This is a genomic window from Paenibacillus sp. J31TS4 (assembly GCF_018403265.1).
Lineage (GTDB): Bacteria > Bacillota > Bacilli > Paenibacillales > NBRC-103111 > J31TS4.
The window spans coordinates 140,394-157,125 of sequence record NZ_BOSI01000005.1 but is presented as its reverse complement, the minus strand read 5'-3'; the positions used below and the strand labels follow the sequence as shown (position 1 = coordinate 157,125).

Here is a 16,732-nt window from a genome sequence, read left to right as displayed (position 1 = left end):
GCGGAATGAAGAATTGGAGAACGGTTCATCGGGTCATGACGACGGCGGTGCTGACTGCCATGATGTCCACGGCGCTGCTCGCCTGCTCCAAGAGCGGTGGAGAGGACCAGGCCGGAGCTTCCGGCTCGGGTGCAGGCGATTCTGGCGGTAAGAAAGAAATTACGTTCGTCGCCGCGCAGTACAGCAACCAGACCGAGCCCTTCCTGAAGAAGATGGTGGCGGAGTTCGAGCAGGCGAATCCGGACATCAAGGTCAAGCTGCAGGTTGTCGGCTGGGACGTGCTGGAGCAGAGCGTCAACACGATGGTCAGCACGAAGCAGACACCCGACATTCTGAACATGAACACGTATGCCGCCTTTGCCGACGACGACCTGCTGGTGCCGCTCGATGAGGTGCTGACCCCCGAGCTGAAGGGCAAGTTCTACGAGTCGTTCTTCAAGGCCGGAGAGATGAACGGCAAGGCGTACGGCCTCCCGCTGCTCGCTTCCGTCCGCGGTCTTTATTACAACAAGGAGCTGTTCGAGAAGGCGGGCATCAAAGAGCCTCCGAAAACGTGGGAGGAGCTGCGCCAGACGGCCAAGACGATCAAGGAGAAGACCGGCGTCGACGGCTTCGGGCTGCCGATGACGGCGTTCGAGGGGCAGGCGGACTTTTCCTACTACATCTGGGGCAACGGCGGGGATTGGAAGAAGGGCGACAAGTGGGTGCTGAACTCGCCGGAGAACGTCGAGGGGCTCCAGTTCATGACCGATCTCGTCCGCAAGGACAAGGTGACGAACCCCGAGCCGACGGCCATCAACCGCGACGAGCTGCAAAAGGTGTTCGGAGCGGGCAAGGTCGGCATGATGATTACCGCCAACTTCCTGCCGACGATCCTGAAGGCCGACGCGCCGAACCTCAAGTACGGCGTCGCGCCGATCCCGGTCAACGAGGGCAAGCAGCCGTTCAACCTCGGCGTGCAGGACTTCCTCATGGTGTTCAAGTCGACCAAAAACAAGGACGCGGTCGGCAAGTTCCTCTCGTTCCTCTACGAGGACAAACGGTACGAGGAATTCATGAAGAACGAGGGCATGCTGCCCGCCACCAAGCCGGTTGGCGAGAGCATGGCCAAGCAGGATGAGCTGACCGGGCAGTTCATCAGCCAGCTGCCGATCGCCAAGTTCTATCCGCTAACTGACCCGCGCTTTACCGAGATTCGCCTCGAGACGGTCAAGGCAGTGCAGCAGGCGCTGCTCGGGCAGAAGTCGCCCAAGGATGCGCTGGATGCGCTGCAGAAGGTCGCGGAGCAAAAATAGCTTATTGGGACAGGGCGAGGCTGGCGGGCTCCCGGCGGATGTGGTTTCATAGAGACAGAATCAGGAATCGGATAGGAGCTGCAGGACTATTGCTGACGATTGCCAGACAACCGGACATTAAACAAGCGAACAAGGTCAGAATTTTACATGCCATCCGGGAAACCGGAGAGACGACCCAGCCGGAGCTCGGAAGGAAGCTCGGCCTCTCCCGGCCGACGGTGTCGGCGCTCGTCGAGGAGCTGGTCGCAGAAGGCTACATCCAGTTCAGCGGAGTGGGGGTTTCGACCGACCAGGGCGGCAAGCGGCCCAAGCTGGTCGCGTTCCATGCGCGGGGCGGCGGCATCGTCGCCCTTCATTTCAACCAGTACGCGATCCGCGGAGCGCTGCTTGATCTGTCGGCGGGCGTGCTGGAGGAGCTGCGGACCGAGGTGCTGGAGGAAGACAGCCGGGATGCGATCATGATCAAGCTGCGGGAGGCGGCCGGCGAGCTGCTGCGCAAGGCGAAGCGGCTGGGCTTGCCAGTCAAAGGAATCGGAGCGGGCTGCCCCGGGCTCGTCGAGACCGGCACGGGCACCGCACGCACCGCCATGAACGTGCAGGCGATCCACGACATCCGAGTCGGGGAGGTGCTGCGCGAGGCATTCGGGCTGCCGGTCTGGGTCGATAACGAATGCCGCAATCTCGTGCTCGCCGAGAAGATGTTCGGCGAGGGCAGAGACGCGGGGACGTTCATCAGCTTGATGACCGATTACGGCATCGGTGCGGGTATCATGATCGACGACCGGCTGATGCGAGGCAAGGACGACAGCTTCGGGGAGATCGGGCACACGACCGTCCAGATGGACGGGCTGCCCTGCACTTGCGGCAACCGCGGCTGCTGGGAGCGGTACGCCTCCTCGAACGCGCTCATCGAGCGCGTCCGCAGCCGTCTGCCCGCTGCCCGCCTCCGCGAGCTGGAGCGGGACGGGGAGCTGACGATCGGCCGCATCGGCGAGGCCGTCCGGCAGGGCGATCCGCTCATCCGCGAGCTCGCTGTCGAAGAGCTCGGCGGCTATCTGGCCGTCGGCATAGCGAATCTGGTTAATGCGATCAATCCCGAGCGGGTCATCCTGCACGGGGAGCTGCTGAATTTGGGGGACGAGCTGACCGATGTCGTCAACCGGGAGGTACAGAGGAGAGCGCTGCCGATTCCGCGAGAGCGGGTGCGGGTGCTGCGCTCCGGACTGGGCCCCAAAGCGAATCTGATCGGCTCCGGCGCGCTTGTGCTGAAGGAGTTGTTCGAGTGCCCGGAGCTTCTGTTCTCTGTCTGAAGCTGTTAGCGAGAGAGGGAGGGGTTGGAAGCATGAACATATCTGCGGGGCGCCCAATGAAGGCGCTCGTGTACGAAGGTCCGCGCGTGCTCACGCTGCGGGAGGCGGAGGTGCCGGTACCGGCCGAGGACGAGGTGCTCATCCGCGTGGAGCGGGCGGGCATCTGCGGCTCCGAGCTGAGCGGCTACCTCGGCCACAATTCGCTGCGTAAACCGCCGCTCGTCATGGGGCACGAGTTCGCCGGCACGGTGGAGGCAGCAGGCGCACGGGCCGGGCGGTTCCGGTCCGGGGACCGGGTCACCGCCAATCCGCTCGTGTCGTGCGGCCGCTGCCGCGCCTGCCTGGCCGGGGACGGCCAGCTGTGCCCCCAGCGCGTGCTGGTGGGGGCAGGGCGGCCCGGCGCCTACGCCGAATACGTCGCGGTGCCCGAGCGGAACGTCTACCGACTACCGGACGGGATGGGGATGGCGGAGGGCGCTCTGGTGGAGCCGCTCGCCTGTGCCGTCCATATCGGAAGACTGGCGTCACTGGCCCCGTGGGACCGGCTGTTCATCGCCGGTGCGGGACCGATCGGGCTCCTCGTGCTGGCGGCGGCCCGGCGGTTCGGTCTGACGGATATCGTCGTCATGGACATAAACCGATCCCGGCTCGACATCGTGCGGGAGCTGGGCGGGCAGGCTGCGGCGAATCCCGAGGAACTGCGGCGGCTGGTGCCGGACGGCGGATTCGACGCCGCCGTGGATGCGGTCGGGCTCGAGGCGACGAGGCGCGCCTGCATGGAGGCGGTTCGTCCCGGAGGCCGTATCGTGCTCTCCGGCCTGCACGCCGCGGACAGCTCGCTGCCGGTCAACCTGGCGATCCGCAGCGAGCTGACGCTGCTCGGCGCATTCGCGTACCGGCCGCTGGACTTCGAGCTGGCGCTCGACTGGCTGGCCCAGGGGCTCGTCGATCTGTCCCCCTGGACGGAGACGGCCCCGCTCGAGGAGGGCCAGGCTTGCTTCGAGAAGCTGCTGTCCGACCCGGGCCGGACGGCGAAGATTTTGCTGTCCGTCTAGCGGCTGCGGTCTCCTTAGAGGAAAACGGCTCTCCGGTACCGGTGCGAAGGGCGGAACGAATGGAGAAGCGTTTCTTGGCCGACCCTATAGCCACGAGGAGGTGATAGGGGTGACAGGAAGGAACAGCAAGCCAGACCAGGACGGGAAGGTGAGCAGCCCGGGCCGGCTCGACCAATTCGGGCAGGAGCTCGCAGAGGACTTCGATGAGTTGGATGCTGCCGCGGCGCCGGAAGCCTGCAGGGAATCGGAAACCGCCGAGTAAGCGTCCGTTTTCTTTTGAGAGTTGGCGTTTCTACATCGCAGCCGTTCGTTTCGCATGCCGCGAAGCGGGCGGCTTTTTGCTGTGCAGAGGGATCCGTAACGGCCTAGCGGGTAACGGTGATGAGAGCGGACGGGGACGCATAGGCTGGTGTATAGGAGGGGCATGCCCCGGGGGGAGGGAGGCCGAGCCGTGTACCAGCAGAATCGGTGGAAAAGCCGAACGCCGCGCAAAAAAAGCAGACGGCGCATCATCTTCGTCGTCCTGCTCCTGATCATGCTGTTTTCCATGCAGTCCTTCATCTATCTCGATAAAAATCTGAAGCGCCCTCTCATGAATCTGGCGCAGATCCGGGTCAAGCAGATCGCCACCCAGGCGATCAACTCGGCTATCACGGACCGGATCAACGAGGGGACCAACTTCGACAAACTCATCGAATGGAAATACGACAACCAGGGGAAGATTACCGGGTTCATGCTGAATTACGCCGAGCATATGCGAATCACGTCCCAGACGATCGGCAAGGTGCAGGGCGTGCTGGCCGACCTGCAGCAGATGCCGGAGCACATCCCGCTCGGGCAGGCGCTCGACAGCCCCATCCTCGCTTCGTTCGGACCAGACATTCCCGTACGGCTCGTGCCCGCGGGAGCCGTCAAGGTCGAGCTCGATACCCGTCCGCAAAATATCGGAATCAACATGATCCTGGTGGAAGTTTACATCCGGATTTTGGCAGAGGTCACGATCATCATTCCGTTCGATTCCAAGCCGGAGCTGGTGGAGACGAACGTGCCGATCTCCTACCTCCTCGTCGTGGGTGATACGCCGATGTATTACATGGACAACAAAGGCAATCCCGTCGGCCAGTCCGGGCCGCTGCCTCCCGGCGTCACGCTGCCGAATCTGCCGGCGAACATATCCGGCGCGGGCAAGACCGGCGGAGCGGATGCGGCCAAGGCGGGAGCCGAGCCGGCCTCGAGCGGTGCACCGCCTCAAGGGGAAGCCGCCACCCCTCATTGAAGCAAGGGGCCGAGGCCCGTTCGCTGCATTCGCATCCAGGGCCGAACGTGATTTGGCTCTTCTCGGCGCCCGGCCGCCGCACCCGACTGCACCGATCGTGGAGCAAGCGCCGAAAAGCTGCCTGTCGATCAGGCAGCTTTTTGCAGATGCGGCTACGCTTGGCGGCGTTCGGCTTTCGCCTTTCCCTCTTTGACGGCTACGAACCGAGCACCTTCTTTCCCCGGGGCTGCGTCCCCTTAGAGTCCGGCTCAAGCGTCACGCCGACCGCCTCGAAGGCAGCTTCTTTCTTGATAGGGTAGGTTAATACCCCGGTGCCTTGGCCATCGACCAGAAGGGTGCCGCAGTTGTAACGCTCTCCGTTATGGATAAGCCAAACCTGGTACGCCTCGTCCCCGCTAGTCATAGGGAGTCCCTGCAGATGAACGACGACCTGGTTGTTCTCTTTTCCCTCAAGGAGCCATACGGTTCCGGCAGCAGGCACCGCACGGTCGACCGCATTCAGCTTATACGTCTGGAGAACCTGCATGGGCGTCTGAACCGTGTTCGCATCGAAAGCGTATTCGTCCTTTCCGGAACCCGCCGACCACAGCGCATAACCGGAAGCGAGAAGGAGGACAACCGCGGCGGCAACAATGCTAAACAAGCCAGTGCGTCGCTTGGGAGGAATCAGAACAGGTCCGTCCGCCTCTCTTCCGAAGATGCCGCTCATGACGTCTGATTTCATATCGTCCGGGACGTCCGTTTGGTCGGCCAACAACGGCATCGCCTCCCAGACTTCTCTAAGATTCGCAAGCTCCGCCCTACAAGCAGGACAGGTAGAGAGGTGACGTTCGAATTCGATGCGGTCGGCTTGTGTTCCCTCTCCTGCCGCATAGAGAAGCAGATCATCGCAAATCGTTTCTTCGTGGTTGCGCACGTGTCATCCCTCCCTATGTGCCTGCATGTTTGTGCGCAGCAGCTTCAATGATTGATGCAGCCGGCTCTTGATCGTTCCGAGCGGCTCTTGCTCCAGGTCGGCCACCTCACTGAGCGTGTGGCCCTCCCAATACACATACTCGATCAGCCTGATTTGACTATCCGACAGGAATTTATAGGCTTTCCGTATTTCCTCTCGGGTTATTTTACGGGTGACCTGCGCCTCGGGACCTTTCTCGGGGGCATCGGTAAGAAGCTCCCATTGCTCCCATTCGAGAGATGCGGCAGGTCGCTGTCTTCTTTCTTTGCGAAGATGATCGACGGTCAAATTTCTAGTAATAGTGAGCAGCCAATTCACGAAAAGTCCCTTGTCCGGATCGTATCCCTTGGTTGTCGTCCATAGCCGGAGAAACACCAGCTGGACGATCTCCCTGGACAGCTGTTCGTTACGGGTCGCTTTGATCGCGAACGAATAGACAAGCTTAACATGACGATCATACAGTTCTTCCAATGCCGGACGATGTTTGCTCATCACCAGCTCCATCAATTCATAATCCGTCTGGACGCGCATGCGTGGTCCCCTTGCTTCGAGATCAAGGACGATCTCTCCATGGAATCGATCCACAAGTTTTACATATGATTCCATCATCTCTTATCCTTTCTGATTTGGCAAGATGGGCGATAAAAGCTAAAAACCCGGTCCCTATAAAGGAGTCCGGGAAGGGCGAGGGTGCTTATTCTTTCACGATGATGGTAGCTTTCATGAACGATTTGTGAGGTTCGCACACATATTCGTAAACGCCAGGTTTGGCGAACAGAACCGTCTCGGATTCTCCGTTTGCGAGCAGCTTGGTGCGGAAGGAGCCGTCCACAGCCGCGGCGTTGTGCTTGACACTATCATGATTGGTAAAGGTAACCGTGGAACCCGCTTCGATCGTCAGCTCGGGAATGCTGAATTGGAAGTCGGCGATTTCAATTGCGTACTCTTTTGTCTGCGCTCTTTCCTTCGTTTTGAGCGGATCGAGTACGTACCAGACGTTGTTCACGTCTTGGCCAAGCGTCTGGCCAGGAAGGACATCTTTTATGAAGTAGTACAAAGGCCAGCCTTTGTAGGTCGTCTGCATCGTACCGTCGGCGCGCGTGATCGTCCCGAAGTCGTCCCTATTCAGGTCCGCAGACACCGTCAGCCCATCGCTATGGAAGATCGGCCAATTCACCAAACAGTTGCCTTGGCAGGCAGACAGATCGGCTTCGTCTTTCGTAAACAGATACAACGTTTTGCCGCGGGAATCCACCAAATAGGATCCGAGCTCGCTCGAAACCGCTGTTTTCACGCTTGGATTCTCGGCTGTTGTATCCTTGAATTTGGAAACATCGACGACAAACCAGACCTTGTTCACATCCTGTCCATTCGTATCGCCCCGCTTAAGGTCATGGACGAAGTAATATAGCGGATAGCCTTTGAATGTGGTCTGCTTCGTACCGTCCGAACGGACGAGAACACCGAAGTCTTCCTGCTTCGTTCCGGTTGGCGCCTGAATGCCTTCCGCATAGAATACCGGCCAATTCTCCAGGCACTTGCCGCTGCAGACGCTAATACCCGGCGTATCTTTATCGAAATAGTACAGAGTCCGTCCATTCGCATCAGTCAAATGATTGCCGAGCCCGGTTTTGTTTCCGATGGCGGCAAAAGACGGCGCTTCCACTACGTACCAAACGTTATTGACGGCCTCCCCGTTCGTGTCTCCTCCTTGTTTGTCGCCGGCGAAATAATAGAGCGGCCATCCTTTGTACGTCGTCTGCTTAGTCCCGTCGGCTCTCGTTATGACTCCAAAATCGGCGGCATCAAGCTCGGCAGGCACTTTCAGCTTATCGGAATAGAACACCGGCCAATTCTCCAAACACTTGCCCTGACAGGCATTGAGATCCGCCGAGTCTTTGCTGAAGTAGTATAGCGTCCTTCCGCTTCCGTCAACTAGGTACGTTCCGAGTTGTGCCTTGGCGGCGAACTCCAGCTTGGCATAGCTGAGCGGTCTTAGCTTGTCGGCATTCAGCTTCGCCGTTTCAACGAGGACTTCCGCAAGCGTCTTGCTTTGGCCTTTGATCTTAGCGGCCAATGCTTCTACGGTTGCCGTGGCGATGTGAAGATTCGTGAATGGCTTGGCGGTTCCCGCTTTTCCCAATCCGACGGTACCGGCCAAGGCCATCACATTTTTAAACTCGAAGTCCGAATCCTGCTTATAGCCGAGCACCTCAAGCAAAACTTTGTAATACTGCTCGGCGGTGATGACGGAAAGCGGATCGAATTGGTTGCCGCCCACTCCGACCCATCCCAGGGACGGATTCGCCCTCAGATAGGCGAGTATGGATTGGCCGCCGCTCCACACTTCAGAGGCATCCGAGAAATTGTCAGTGCCCTTGTAGGCCAGCGCCTCCTGCTCGAGGCCCTTCAGGCGGAGGAACAAGATGCCTGCCTGAATGCGGGTAGTCGGCTTATTCAAGTAAGCCGCACCAACCCCGCTTTCGTCTCCTTGCAGAATGCCAAGCTCGGTGACGAGCTGTGCATCCGATACGATGGACGCAGTAGTGGGCGGTTCTGCAGCCGTTGCCGCCGATGCAAACAAGGTGCCGCAGGCAAGCAGAAGAGTTTGACAGGCGCACGCGATTCTTTTGAATACCTTCATTGCAATCCCTCCTTAGTGATCTATTTCTTTCCCGCCAGCCAGGAGGAAAGAGCTTCAATCTCTTCTTGAGAGAGCCGGCTTCCAAAGGCTGGCATATCACTACCTCCGCCCGTCACTTGCTTGGCGATCTGGTCCCTATTCAATCGCCCGCCAACTTTCTGCAAGTTAGGGCCGAGCTTGCCCTGCAGCTGATCGCCATGGCAGGCCATGCAGCTGCCCTTATACACTGCCTCTGCCTGCGCGGCGACGGCTGCCGACGACTCCGCCTTCGGCGTTGGTTCCGCCTTCGGCGACGGCTCCGCCTTCGGCGACGGCTCCGCCTTCGGCGACGGCTCGGTCTTCGGCGTTGGCTCCGCCTTCGGCGTTGGTTCCGCCTTCGGCGACGGCTCCGCCTTCGGCGACGGCTCTGCTTTCGGCGACGGCTCTGCTTTCGGCGACGGCTCTGCCTTCGGCGTTGGCTCCGCCTTCGGCGACGACTCCGCCTTAGGCGTTGGGTCCGGCTTCGGCGTCGCGTCAACCTGCGTTACGGACTGCGCTACAGGGGCGGTTTTGCCGCATCCGGCCAGCAGTATAGTTGCCAGTACAAGACACACGAGCGTTCCCGCGTTCTTCAATAGGCTCTCCCTCTCTTCCAATTCACTGTTGTATTTTAAGGAAACGTTATCCAAGCGAAATCGGTTTGGGGGTTGGCGGATTTTTTTTGTTGAAGGACGGCGGCACAACCGGAGGTTAGATATGCTTAAGTTTCTGGCAACAACAAAAAATCCACCTTGCACCAAGGTGGATCTCACTCCATATTTTTATGCTTAAGAAAATCCCGTAACACCACAGCATGATACAGGTTTTCTCTCATTATAATTTTCACGATTGCTTATTTCAAACAGCTTGTCATGCTGAACTTCCCGAACAACCCGACCGGCTAAACGCCGAGCCGGCCGCCGTATTGTCGAAGCGATCCAAGCGGGGACGGAAGCCGGCGTGAACGTGGTCGCCGTCACCGACGGCGCCTGCTTCGGCCAGTTTTCGAGGACTCGCTGCACAAGTCGCTGTTCGGCAAGCTATGCGGACTGCATCCGGGCATCCTCGCCGTCAAAGTGGACCCTAGTCAGGCCAAGCCGCAGTCCCGGCAGGACCAAGTGTTACTTGGCCCTGCCGCGTTCCTCCCGTTCCCATTTGCGCAGATGGGGGTACGGATCGAACGGCCAGTCCGCCATGCCGTAATCCCGGTACATGCCAAAATGCAGGTGAGGCGGGAACTTGCCCGAGGTGCCAGGCTTGCCGTAGCCGGAGCTGCCGACCCAGCCGAGCGTCTGGCCCGGCTTGACGACGTCTCCGACTTTCTGCCGCTTGTCGAAGCCCGACAGGTGGGCGTAATAATAATAAATCCCATTCAGGTCGCGGATGCCGATCCGCCAGCCGCCGTATGGATTCCAGCCCTTCTCCTCGATGACCCCGTATACGGTGCTGCGGGCCGGCACCCCGTAGCCCGCGAACAGATCGGTGCCTTCGTGAATCCGGTGGCCGCCCCAGCCCCGGCTAGCGCCCCACGTTCCTTTATACGAATAGGTTGATTTGAGAGGGAGCGGGAACGCATGCATTCCCAGATCCAGCTTCCCGAACGTTTCGTACAGCTTGGCGAACTGCTCGATCCGCTCGACGCTGCGCGAGTTCTGGTAATATTCCCAGACGCCGATATTCCAGTCCTCATCGGCCGTTCCGTATCGCAGCAGAAACTGAGCGGTCGCCATCAGCACATCCAGGTCGTTCGTCCGGTCGGCCAGTCCGTCTCCGCTTCCGTCTCTGCCCTTGCCCTGAAAGACGGCAATCGAGCGCAGATTCCGGTCGTTCGGGTCGGGGTTGAGCGGGCCTGCCCATTCGGCCTCGGTATAGTGGATCGAGGTTAGCGAGCCGGGCCGGGGCTTGCGCTTCTGGGCGACGCCGAGCACCCTCTCATACTGATCGACCGCCGCCAGCCGGTACCAGGGGATGCCGGTGAGCATCTCCACCTTCAGGAACAAATCCTTGCGTTCGGCGTACTGCTTGGTTTGAACGGCGGCGGCCTCCTCCTCCTGAATGACAGGAAGCGAATCGGGTTCGGCTAACGCCGGGACGGCCAACAGAAGGGAGCCGCCCAGCAAGCATACAGCCAAACTGCCGCTTATGCGGCGTATTCGGGATAGTCGAGAGCCCACTTGTACCCCTCCTTCGGTTCTTCGGTTGGCGGCGGCATCCGCAGCCGTTTGTTCTATAGGATGAATCGCCGGTCCGGGTTTTATGCCGGGAAAATAGGAAGACAGAACGCGATAGGGATGTGGACCTTTCGATTGCGCCGTCGGACAATGCCGGACTATAATGGGACGCAAACGGAAGGCAATGGGGACGGACCGGGAAGGGCTCGTTCCTGCGGCCCGGTAGGAGGAAGGATTATGCCATTTATGCATCGCGAGGAGCATGTCGACGAGGGCATGCTGATCATCCAAGCAAATCTCGACGATATGAACCCCGAGCACTGCCCCTACGTGACGGATCGGCTGCTTGAGGCGGGGGCGAACGACGTCTATTGGATCCCGATTCTAATGAAAAAAGGGCGGCCCGGCCTCATGCTCAACGTGCTGACGGATGAAGCGAAGCTGGGGGACCTCGAGTCCATTATCTTTACCGAGACCTCCACGCTCGGACTCCGGTATGTCCGTGCGGCCTGCCATCGCCTCGCCCGGTCGTTCGAGCCGGTTGAGACGCCATGGGGAACGGTTTCCGTCAAGGTCGGCCGCTATAAGGGGGACCTGGTTCAATTCGCACCGGAAAACAGGGATTGCGAACGACTGGCGAGAGAGCATAACGTTCCGCTCAAAGCCGTCTACGAGGAGGCGAGGAGAGGGTTCCTCGCTTCTCGGGACGGGAAGGTGGACGGCGCGGACGAGAGCGGAGGAACTAACCGTTCGGGGCGTTGACCGCCCGCAGCATGAGCAGGAAGAGGCCCAGCAGGCCGAGCGGGATGAGGCAGACCAGAGCGAGCAGCACGACGAAGGACTTGGACCGGCGTCCGGGTTGCATCGCGTAGCCTCCTTTCGATTAGGAAGTTGGGAAAATGAGCGGAATGGCATAAGGATCGGACAGGCGGAACGCCGAGCTGGGTTCAGCTGCGTCTGCTTGGCTGCAAGAAGCTAGAGGGGGGACGAAAAGAGGCGGAAGCTCGAGCTTCCGCCTCTTGTCTTGTGGTTGATTAGTGCTTGGGGCCGGGCGGGGCGGATTGCTCCCTGTCGGCCTCCATACCGTGAGGAAGGGATGCCTCCTTCTCGTCGGAACGGTGCCCGTGCTCCTGGCTGCGATGATGCTCATGCTCATGCTCGTGCTCGTGTTCATGGCCGTGATGATGTCCATGCTCATGGTCGTGATCGTGGCCGTGATGATGTCCATGCTCATGGTCATGGTCGTGGCTGTGATGATGTCCGTGCTCGTGCTCATGATCATGTCCATGATGGTGGTGATGAGGGTGGTCATGATCGTGACTGTGCTCATGCACATGCTCGTGAATGGGCAGCAGCTGGCGGACATGGTCGGCCGGGAAACTGGGGTCGGCCCGGCCGATGACGACGCGCAGCACGTTGGGCTGGTCCGGCAGATCGCGGGTGCCCGCCCCGTAGCCGACCGCCTCGACGGTCATGTTCGGCAGACCGGGCAGGAACTTGTCCACCACGGCCGAAACGATGCCCGCTCCCGTAGGCGTAGTCAGCTCCTTGCGGTAGGGGGAAGCTGCGACCGGCAAGCCGATCATCATCTCGAGCGTGGCGGGAGCCGGCACCGGATAATGGCCGTGGTCGATATGAATCATGCCGTTGCCGAGCGCGACGGGGGAGCAGTAGATCCGCTCCAGCTCAAGCGAATCGAGCGCCAAGGCGACGCCGATGACATCGGCGATGGAGTCGATTGCGCCCACCTCGTGGAAGTGGACTTTTTCGAGCGGGATGCCGTGGATCTTGCCCTCCGCTATGCCGATCTTTTCGAAAATGGCGAGGCTGAGCTCGGTCGTCCGCTTGCTGAAGCCGGCGGACCGGATCATCTTGACGATATCCGCGTAATGCCGGTGATGATGGGGCTTGTCGTGCTCGTCCTGCAGGACGTCCATCTTGAGCGAGGAGATGCCCCGCTTGTTCACCCGTTTCCAGGAAAGGGAGAACGGCTCGAACGGGATCCGCGCGAGCTCCTCCTCTATGTAATGCCGGTCGGCTCCTGCGTCCACGAGAGCGGCGAGCGCCATGTCCCCGCTAATGCCCGAGAAGCAGTCAAAATACGCGATCTTCATGTCGGATTCACAACCTTCGCCAAGTTTTGGTTAATTAGCCCTGCGTTGTAGCCAGCTCCGAAGCCGTTGTCGATATTGACGACCGAGATGCCGGGGGCGCAGGCATTCAGCATGGAGAGGAGGGCGGCGAGGCCCTGGAAGCTGGCGCCGTAGCCGATGCTCGTCGGCACCGCGATGACGGGGACGCTGACGAGGCCTCCGACCACGCTGGCGAGCGCGCCCTCCATGCCGGCGGCCACCACGACGGCGTTGGCGCCGCGGATGACGTCCAGCCTGCGGAACAGCCGGTGGATGCCGGCGACGCCGACGTCGTACACCCGCTCGACGTGACTGCCCATGCATTCGGCGGTGAGGGCGGCCTCCTCTGCGACAGGCAAGTCCGAGGTGCCGGCGCAGACGACCGCGACATAGCCGGGATGCACCCGGAGACGCGTCTGCTTGAACCAGGTCACCGCGCGGGCCTCCGGATGGTAGACGGCGCCGGCCAGCTGCGGTACGATCCACTCGGCCTTGTCCGCATCCACCCGGGTCGCGAGTACCCGGTCGGCGTGAAGGACGAGGCGCTGCAGGATGGCGAGGATCTGCTCCCGCGTCTTGCCTTCGCCGAACACGACCTCGGGGAAGCCGACTCTCTGCTCCCGCTCGAGGTCGAGCTGCGCGAACCCGAGGTCGTCCACCCGCCGGTCCTGCCACAGCGCCTCCAGCCTAGTCTTCGCCACGGGGAGATCCAGCTCGCCCGCCTGCACTTGCTTCAGCAGATCGTCCAGGCCGCTCATACCGACGCTTCCTTCGCCTTGGCCTTATCGGATGAGCTGAGCACCTCGTTCATGCTGCCCGTCCGGTAGCCCATCAGATCGAGCGTGACGTATTGGAAGCCGAGCGAGGTCAGCTTTGCGTAGATGGCATCCCGGTGCTCCAGCACCTTGGGCAGCTCGGCAGGCATGACCTCGATCCGGGCGATCTTGTCATGATGCCGGACACGGACCTGGTAGAAGCCGAGCTGGTTCAAAAAATGCTCCGACTCGTCCAGCTGGTCGATCTTGTGCTTCTCGATTCGCGTCCCGTAAGGAATGCGGGAGGAGAGACAGGCGAACGACGGCTTGTTCCAGGTCGGCAGCCCGAGCTCCTTGGAGAGCGTACGGATCTCGTCCTTGGTCAGTCCGGCTTCCTGCAGCACGCTGCGGACGCCCTGCTCGTTCTTCGCTTTCAGCCCTGGCCGGTAATCGCCGAGATCGTCGACATTCGAGCCGTCGAGCAGATAAGGATAGCCCATCTCCCGGGCAAGATTCTGCAGATGAATATAGAGCCCCGTCTTGCAGTGATAGCAGCGGTCGGGGTTATTCGCGACGAAATCGGCGTTCTCGAGCTCCTTGACCTCCGTTTTGGTCAGGCGGACGCCCATCTCCTCGGCCAGGCCCACGGCCGCGTCGAATTCACGGGACGGGAAGGTCTCGGAGGCGGCCGTGACGGCCAGCACCTGGTCGCCAAGCTCCTGCTGGGCGCGCTTCAGTACGAAGGTGCTGTCGACGCCTCCGGAGAAGGCGATCATGACGCGGCCCATGCCGCGGAGCAGCTCGCCGAGCTTTTCGTTTTTCTGTTGGATGGTAAGCGCTGTTTCCATAGTTGACACCCCTCCGTATGTGTTGGCACCATTTTATCATATGTGGCTGTGTTAGCGGCACAACCCCTCCGAAATTCGGGAGGAAAAGACGGGGCGCCTCCGGGAGAGGCGGGAGGAAGGAGATCGCACGCGAAAGCGTGGCATGGACGGGCAATCGTGTTATAATACCACCATACAACCGAAGGATATACCCGGAACGCTCGTGGACCACCATAGAAGCTCGGGATAGAAAAGAGGGAGATCCATGTCTGTGGAATTGAAGCGCAAGCCGGAATGGCTCAAGACGAAGCTGGCCACCGGAGACAACTACCAAGAGATCAAGCAAATGATGCGTTCCAAGACGCTCCATACGGTCTGTGAAGAGGCCAAGTGCCCCAATATATACGAATGCTGGGCGGCCAGAACCGCCACCTTCATGATTCTAGGCGACATCTGCACGCGGGCTTGCCGGTTCTGCGCCGTCAATTCCGGCCGTCCGACGGAGCTTGACCTGCAGGAGCCGGAGCGCGTAGCCGAGGCGGCGGAACGCATGGGCCTCAAACACTGCGTCATCACCTCCGTCGCGCGGGACGATCTGCTCGACGGCGGGGCTCAGATCTTCGCTGAATCGATCCGCGCGGTGCGCAAACGGCTGCCGCTCTGTACCGTGGAGGTGCTGATCCCCGATTTCATGGGGAACGAGCAGTCGCTTCGGACGGTGCTAGAAGCGAAGCCGGACGTGCTGAACCACAATGTCGAGACGGTAGAGCGGCTGTCCGACCGCGTCCGCTCCAAGGCGAAGTATTCGCGGACGCTGGCGCTCTTGAAGCGCTCGCGTGAGATCGCGCCGAACATTCCGACCAAATCGAGCATTATGGTGGGGGTCGGAGAGACGTGGGACGATCTGCTCGCGACGATGGACGACCTGCGGGAAGCGGGCGTGGCGATCCTGACCATCGGCCAGTATCTGCAGCCGACCAAATCGCATATGAAGGTGGCGGCCTACTATACGCCCGAGCAGTTCGCGGCGCTCAAGGAAGAGGGCATGAAGCGCGGCTTCAGCCACGTCGAGTCCGGCCCGCTCGTCCGCAGCTCCTACCATGCCGGAGAGCAGGCCAAGGCGGCCAGTGCTGCGTTGAACAACTAACAGACGGAGCCACTAGCATAGCAAGGGCCGGACCATGAGGTTCGGCCGACCGGCATACCCGATGAGAAAGGACGCCCGGGCGGGAACGATTTCGCAGCCCGGAGAGCGGACGAGCACCTTGAGAAAGGCCGGAGAAGAATCGGCGGGAGGAGAAGGAGGAAGCAACCAGGTGTATCATGTCGGCGGCAATACGTATGAGCTCGTGAAGGAAAACAAAAACGGCTGGAATTTGGAAGCGTTTCGGGACCGGTACAGCGAAGTGCTGGAACGGTATGATTATATCGTCGGCGACTGGGGCTACAGCCAGCTGCGCCTGCGCGGATTTTTCAAGGAAGCCCATCCCAAGGCGACCAAGGATTCTTCGATCGTCTTGCTGGAGGACTACCTGCAGGAGTACTGCAACTTCGGCTGTGCGTATTTCATTCTGCACAAGCTGAATGCCAAGCCGCAGCGGCCCGATCCGTCCGCGCCGGAGGAACCGGTCAACGAAGCGAGGGAGATTCGGCATGGGCTGCGGCCCGCACCTCCCAAGGAGGAGTCGGCCGGCGACCAGCAGGCGGAGGGACGGCCGCGCCGGGATCGCGACGGGTCGGACCGCTCGGCCTCCGACCAGCACGGCGGGCGTGCCGGTCGATCGTCTGGCGCGCCGGGCAAGGGCAAGCCGTCCGGCGCGTCCCGGCAGCGGGCGCAGACGCACGGCACCGGCACCCGGCCGACTGGCGGCAAGCCGGGCCGGCAGGGCGGGCGCCAGCAGGAGCAGGGCGGTAAGCCGAAGCAGGCGGCCCCTCAAGCGCAGCCGAAGCCGTCCAAGCCGCAGCAGGGTAGCAGCGGCAAGTCGCCCGAGGCCGGCCAGACGCCGCGGGAGCCTCGCCAGCAGGCGTCGGAGCCCCGCCAGCACGCGCAGGAGCCCCGCCAGCAGGCGTCGGAGCCTCGCCAGCAGGCGTCGGAGCCTCGCCAGCAGGCGCAGGAGAGTCGCCAGCAGGCGTCGGAGCCTCGCCAGCAGGCGTCGGAGCCTCGCCAGCAGGCGCAGGAGCCCCGCCAGCAGGCGCCGCGCAGAGACGAATAGAGCGTGCAAGGGGGAAGCGGCTTCCCCGCTAATCCCCGCGTAACAAAGCGAGCCCCCGGTCATTTTGACCGGGGGCTCGCT

General features: G+C 61.1%; 17 protein-coding genes and 1 pseudogene. 9 read left to right on the top strand and 9 right to left on the bottom strand.

Annotated elements, in window-relative coordinates:
• The first annotated feature begins 5 nt into the window (after nucleotides 1-5).
• The 5 genes from KJS47_RS19935 to yunB all read left to right on the top strand — a co-directional run bounded on the left by KJS47_RS19935 (nucleotide 6) and on the right by yunB (nucleotide 4,936).
• A complete protein-coding gene (locus KJS47_RS19935) occupies nucleotides 6-1,295 on the top strand; it encodes an extracellular solute-binding protein (protein ID WP_213527012.1) in 1,290 nt (429 codons plus the stop codon).
• A gap of 89 nt (nucleotides 1,296-1,384) precedes the next feature.
• Nucleotides 1,385-2,605 carry an ROK family transcriptional regulator gene (locus KJS47_RS19930; RefSeq protein WP_213527010.1) on the top strand — a complete coding sequence of 407 codons (1,221 nt, stop codon included), beginning with the start codon at nucleotides 1,385-1,387 and terminating at the stop codon, nucleotides 2,603-2,605.
• 32 nt (nucleotides 2,606-2,637) lie between these two features.
• Nucleotides 2,638-3,660 carry a zinc-dependent alcohol dehydrogenase gene (locus KJS47_RS19925; protein WP_249716571.1) on the top strand — a complete coding sequence of 341 codons (1,023 nt, stop codon included), beginning with the start codon at nucleotides 2,638-2,640 and terminating at the stop codon, nucleotides 3,658-3,660.
• Nucleotides 3,661-3,769: 109 nt separating this feature from the next.
• The gene (locus KJS47_RS19920) at nucleotides 3,770-3,922 is read left to right on the top strand and encodes a hypothetical protein (RefSeq protein WP_213527008.1); all 153 of its coding nucleotides are present in this window, start codon (nucleotides 3,770-3,772) and stop codon (nucleotides 3,920-3,922) included.
• 189 nt (nucleotides 3,923-4,111) lie between these two features.
• The gene (yunB, locus tag KJS47_RS19915) at nucleotides 4,112-4,936 is read left to right on the top strand and encodes a sporulation protein YunB (RefSeq protein ID WP_249716569.1); all 825 of its coding nucleotides are present in this window, start codon (nucleotides 4,112-4,114) and stop codon (nucleotides 4,934-4,936) included.
• Nucleotides 4,937-5,132: 196 nt separating this feature from the next.
• Here the strand turns inward: yunB and KJS47_RS19910 are convergent, their stop codons facing one another.
• The 4 genes from KJS47_RS19910 to KJS47_RS19895 all read right to left on the bottom strand — a co-directional run bounded on the left by KJS47_RS19910 (nucleotide 5,133) and on the right by KJS47_RS19895 (nucleotide 9,149).
• Nucleotides 5,133-5,852 carry an anti-sigma factor gene (locus KJS47_RS19910; protein WP_213527005.1) on the bottom strand — a complete coding sequence of 240 codons (720 nt, stop codon included), beginning with the start codon at nucleotides 5,850-5,852 and terminating at the stop codon, nucleotides 5,133-5,135.
• Between the two features lie 3 nt (nucleotides 5,853-5,855).
• Entirely contained in the window at nucleotides 5,856-6,422 is a 567-nt protein-coding gene (locus KJS47_RS19905) for a sigma-70 family RNA polymerase sigma factor (RefSeq protein ID WP_213527004.1), read from the bottom strand.
• 163 nt (nucleotides 6,423-6,585) lie between these two features.
• Entirely contained in the window at nucleotides 6,586-8,535 is a 1,950-nt protein-coding gene (locus tag KJS47_RS19900; protein ID WP_213527002.1) for a plastocyanin/azurin family copper-binding protein, read from the bottom strand.
• A gap of 20 nt (nucleotides 8,536-8,555) precedes the next feature.
• Entirely contained in the window at nucleotides 8,556-9,149 is a 594-nt protein-coding gene (locus tag KJS47_RS19895) for a c-type cytochrome (protein ID WP_213526999.1), read from the bottom strand.
• A gap of 264 nt (nucleotides 9,150-9,413) precedes the next feature.
• Here KJS47_RS19895 and KJS47_RS24150 point away from each other — a divergent pair.
• Nucleotides 9,414-9,635 (top strand): annotated as a pseudogene (locus KJS47_RS24150) (aminotransferase class I/II-fold pyridoxal phosphate-dependent enzyme); the annotation flags it as partial.
• A 39-nt stretch (nucleotides 9,636-9,674) separates the two neighbouring features.
• On the opposite strand, the gene KJS47_RS19890 reads toward KJS47_RS24150, so the two are convergent.
• Complete coding sequence (locus tag KJS47_RS19890) at nucleotides 9,675-10,727, bottom strand: M23 family metallopeptidase (protein ID WP_283772098.1); 1,053 nt, start codon at nucleotides 10,725-10,727, stop codon at nucleotides 9,675-9,677.
• Nucleotides 10,728-10,961: 234 nt separating this feature from the next.
• Between KJS47_RS19890 and larC2 the strand changes: the two genes are divergently transcribed.
• Nucleotides 10,962-11,486 (top strand): nickel pincer cofactor biosynthesis protein LarC2, encoded by a 525-nt coding sequence (gene larC2 / locus KJS47_RS19885; protein ID WP_213526995.1) that lies wholly within the window; start codon nucleotides 10,962-10,964, stop codon nucleotides 11,484-11,486.
• On the opposite strand, the gene KJS47_RS24295 is transcribed toward larC2, so the two are convergent.
• The 4 genes from KJS47_RS24295 to larE all read right to left on the bottom strand — a co-directional run bounded on the left by KJS47_RS24295 (nucleotide 11,467) and on the right by larE (nucleotide 14,459).
• Entirely contained in the window at nucleotides 11,467-11,589 is a 123-nt protein-coding gene (locus KJS47_RS24295) for a hypothetical protein (RefSeq protein WP_283772097.1), read from the bottom strand. The genes larC2 and KJS47_RS24295 overlap by 20 nt on opposite strands.
• A 169-nt stretch (nucleotides 11,590-11,758) precedes the next feature.
• On the bottom strand, nucleotides 11,759-12,838 hold the full coding sequence (gene larC, locus KJS47_RS19880; protein WP_213526993.1) for a nickel pincer cofactor biosynthesis protein LarC: 1,080 nt from the start codon (nucleotides 12,836-12,838) through the stop codon (nucleotides 11,759-11,761).
• Complete coding sequence (gene larB, locus KJS47_RS19875; protein ID WP_213526991.1) at nucleotides 12,835-13,614, bottom strand: nickel pincer cofactor biosynthesis protein LarB; 780 nt, start codon at nucleotides 13,612-13,614, stop codon at nucleotides 12,835-12,837. The genes larC and larB overlap by 4 nt, the downstream gene beginning before the upstream one ends.
• Nucleotides 13,611-14,459 carry an ATP-dependent sacrificial sulfur transferase LarE gene (gene larE / locus KJS47_RS19870; RefSeq protein WP_213526989.1) on the bottom strand — a complete coding sequence of 283 codons (849 nt, stop codon included), beginning with the start codon at nucleotides 14,457-14,459 and terminating at the stop codon, nucleotides 13,611-13,613. Before larE ends, larB begins: the two co-directional genes overlap by 4 nt.
• Nucleotides 14,460-14,703: 244 nt before the next feature.
• Between larE and lipA the strand changes: the two genes are divergently transcribed.
• A complete protein-coding gene (gene lipA / locus KJS47_RS19865) occupies nucleotides 14,704-15,585 on the top strand; it encodes a lipoyl synthase (protein ID WP_213526987.1) in 882 nt (293 codons plus the stop codon).
• Nucleotides 15,586-15,754: 169 nt separating this feature from the next.
• Complete coding sequence (locus tag KJS47_RS24290; protein ID WP_283772096.1) at nucleotides 15,755-16,651, top strand: YutD family protein; 897 nt, start codon at nucleotides 15,755-15,757, stop codon at nucleotides 16,649-16,651.
• The last annotated feature ends 81 nt before the right edge of the window (nucleotides 16,652-16,732 follow it).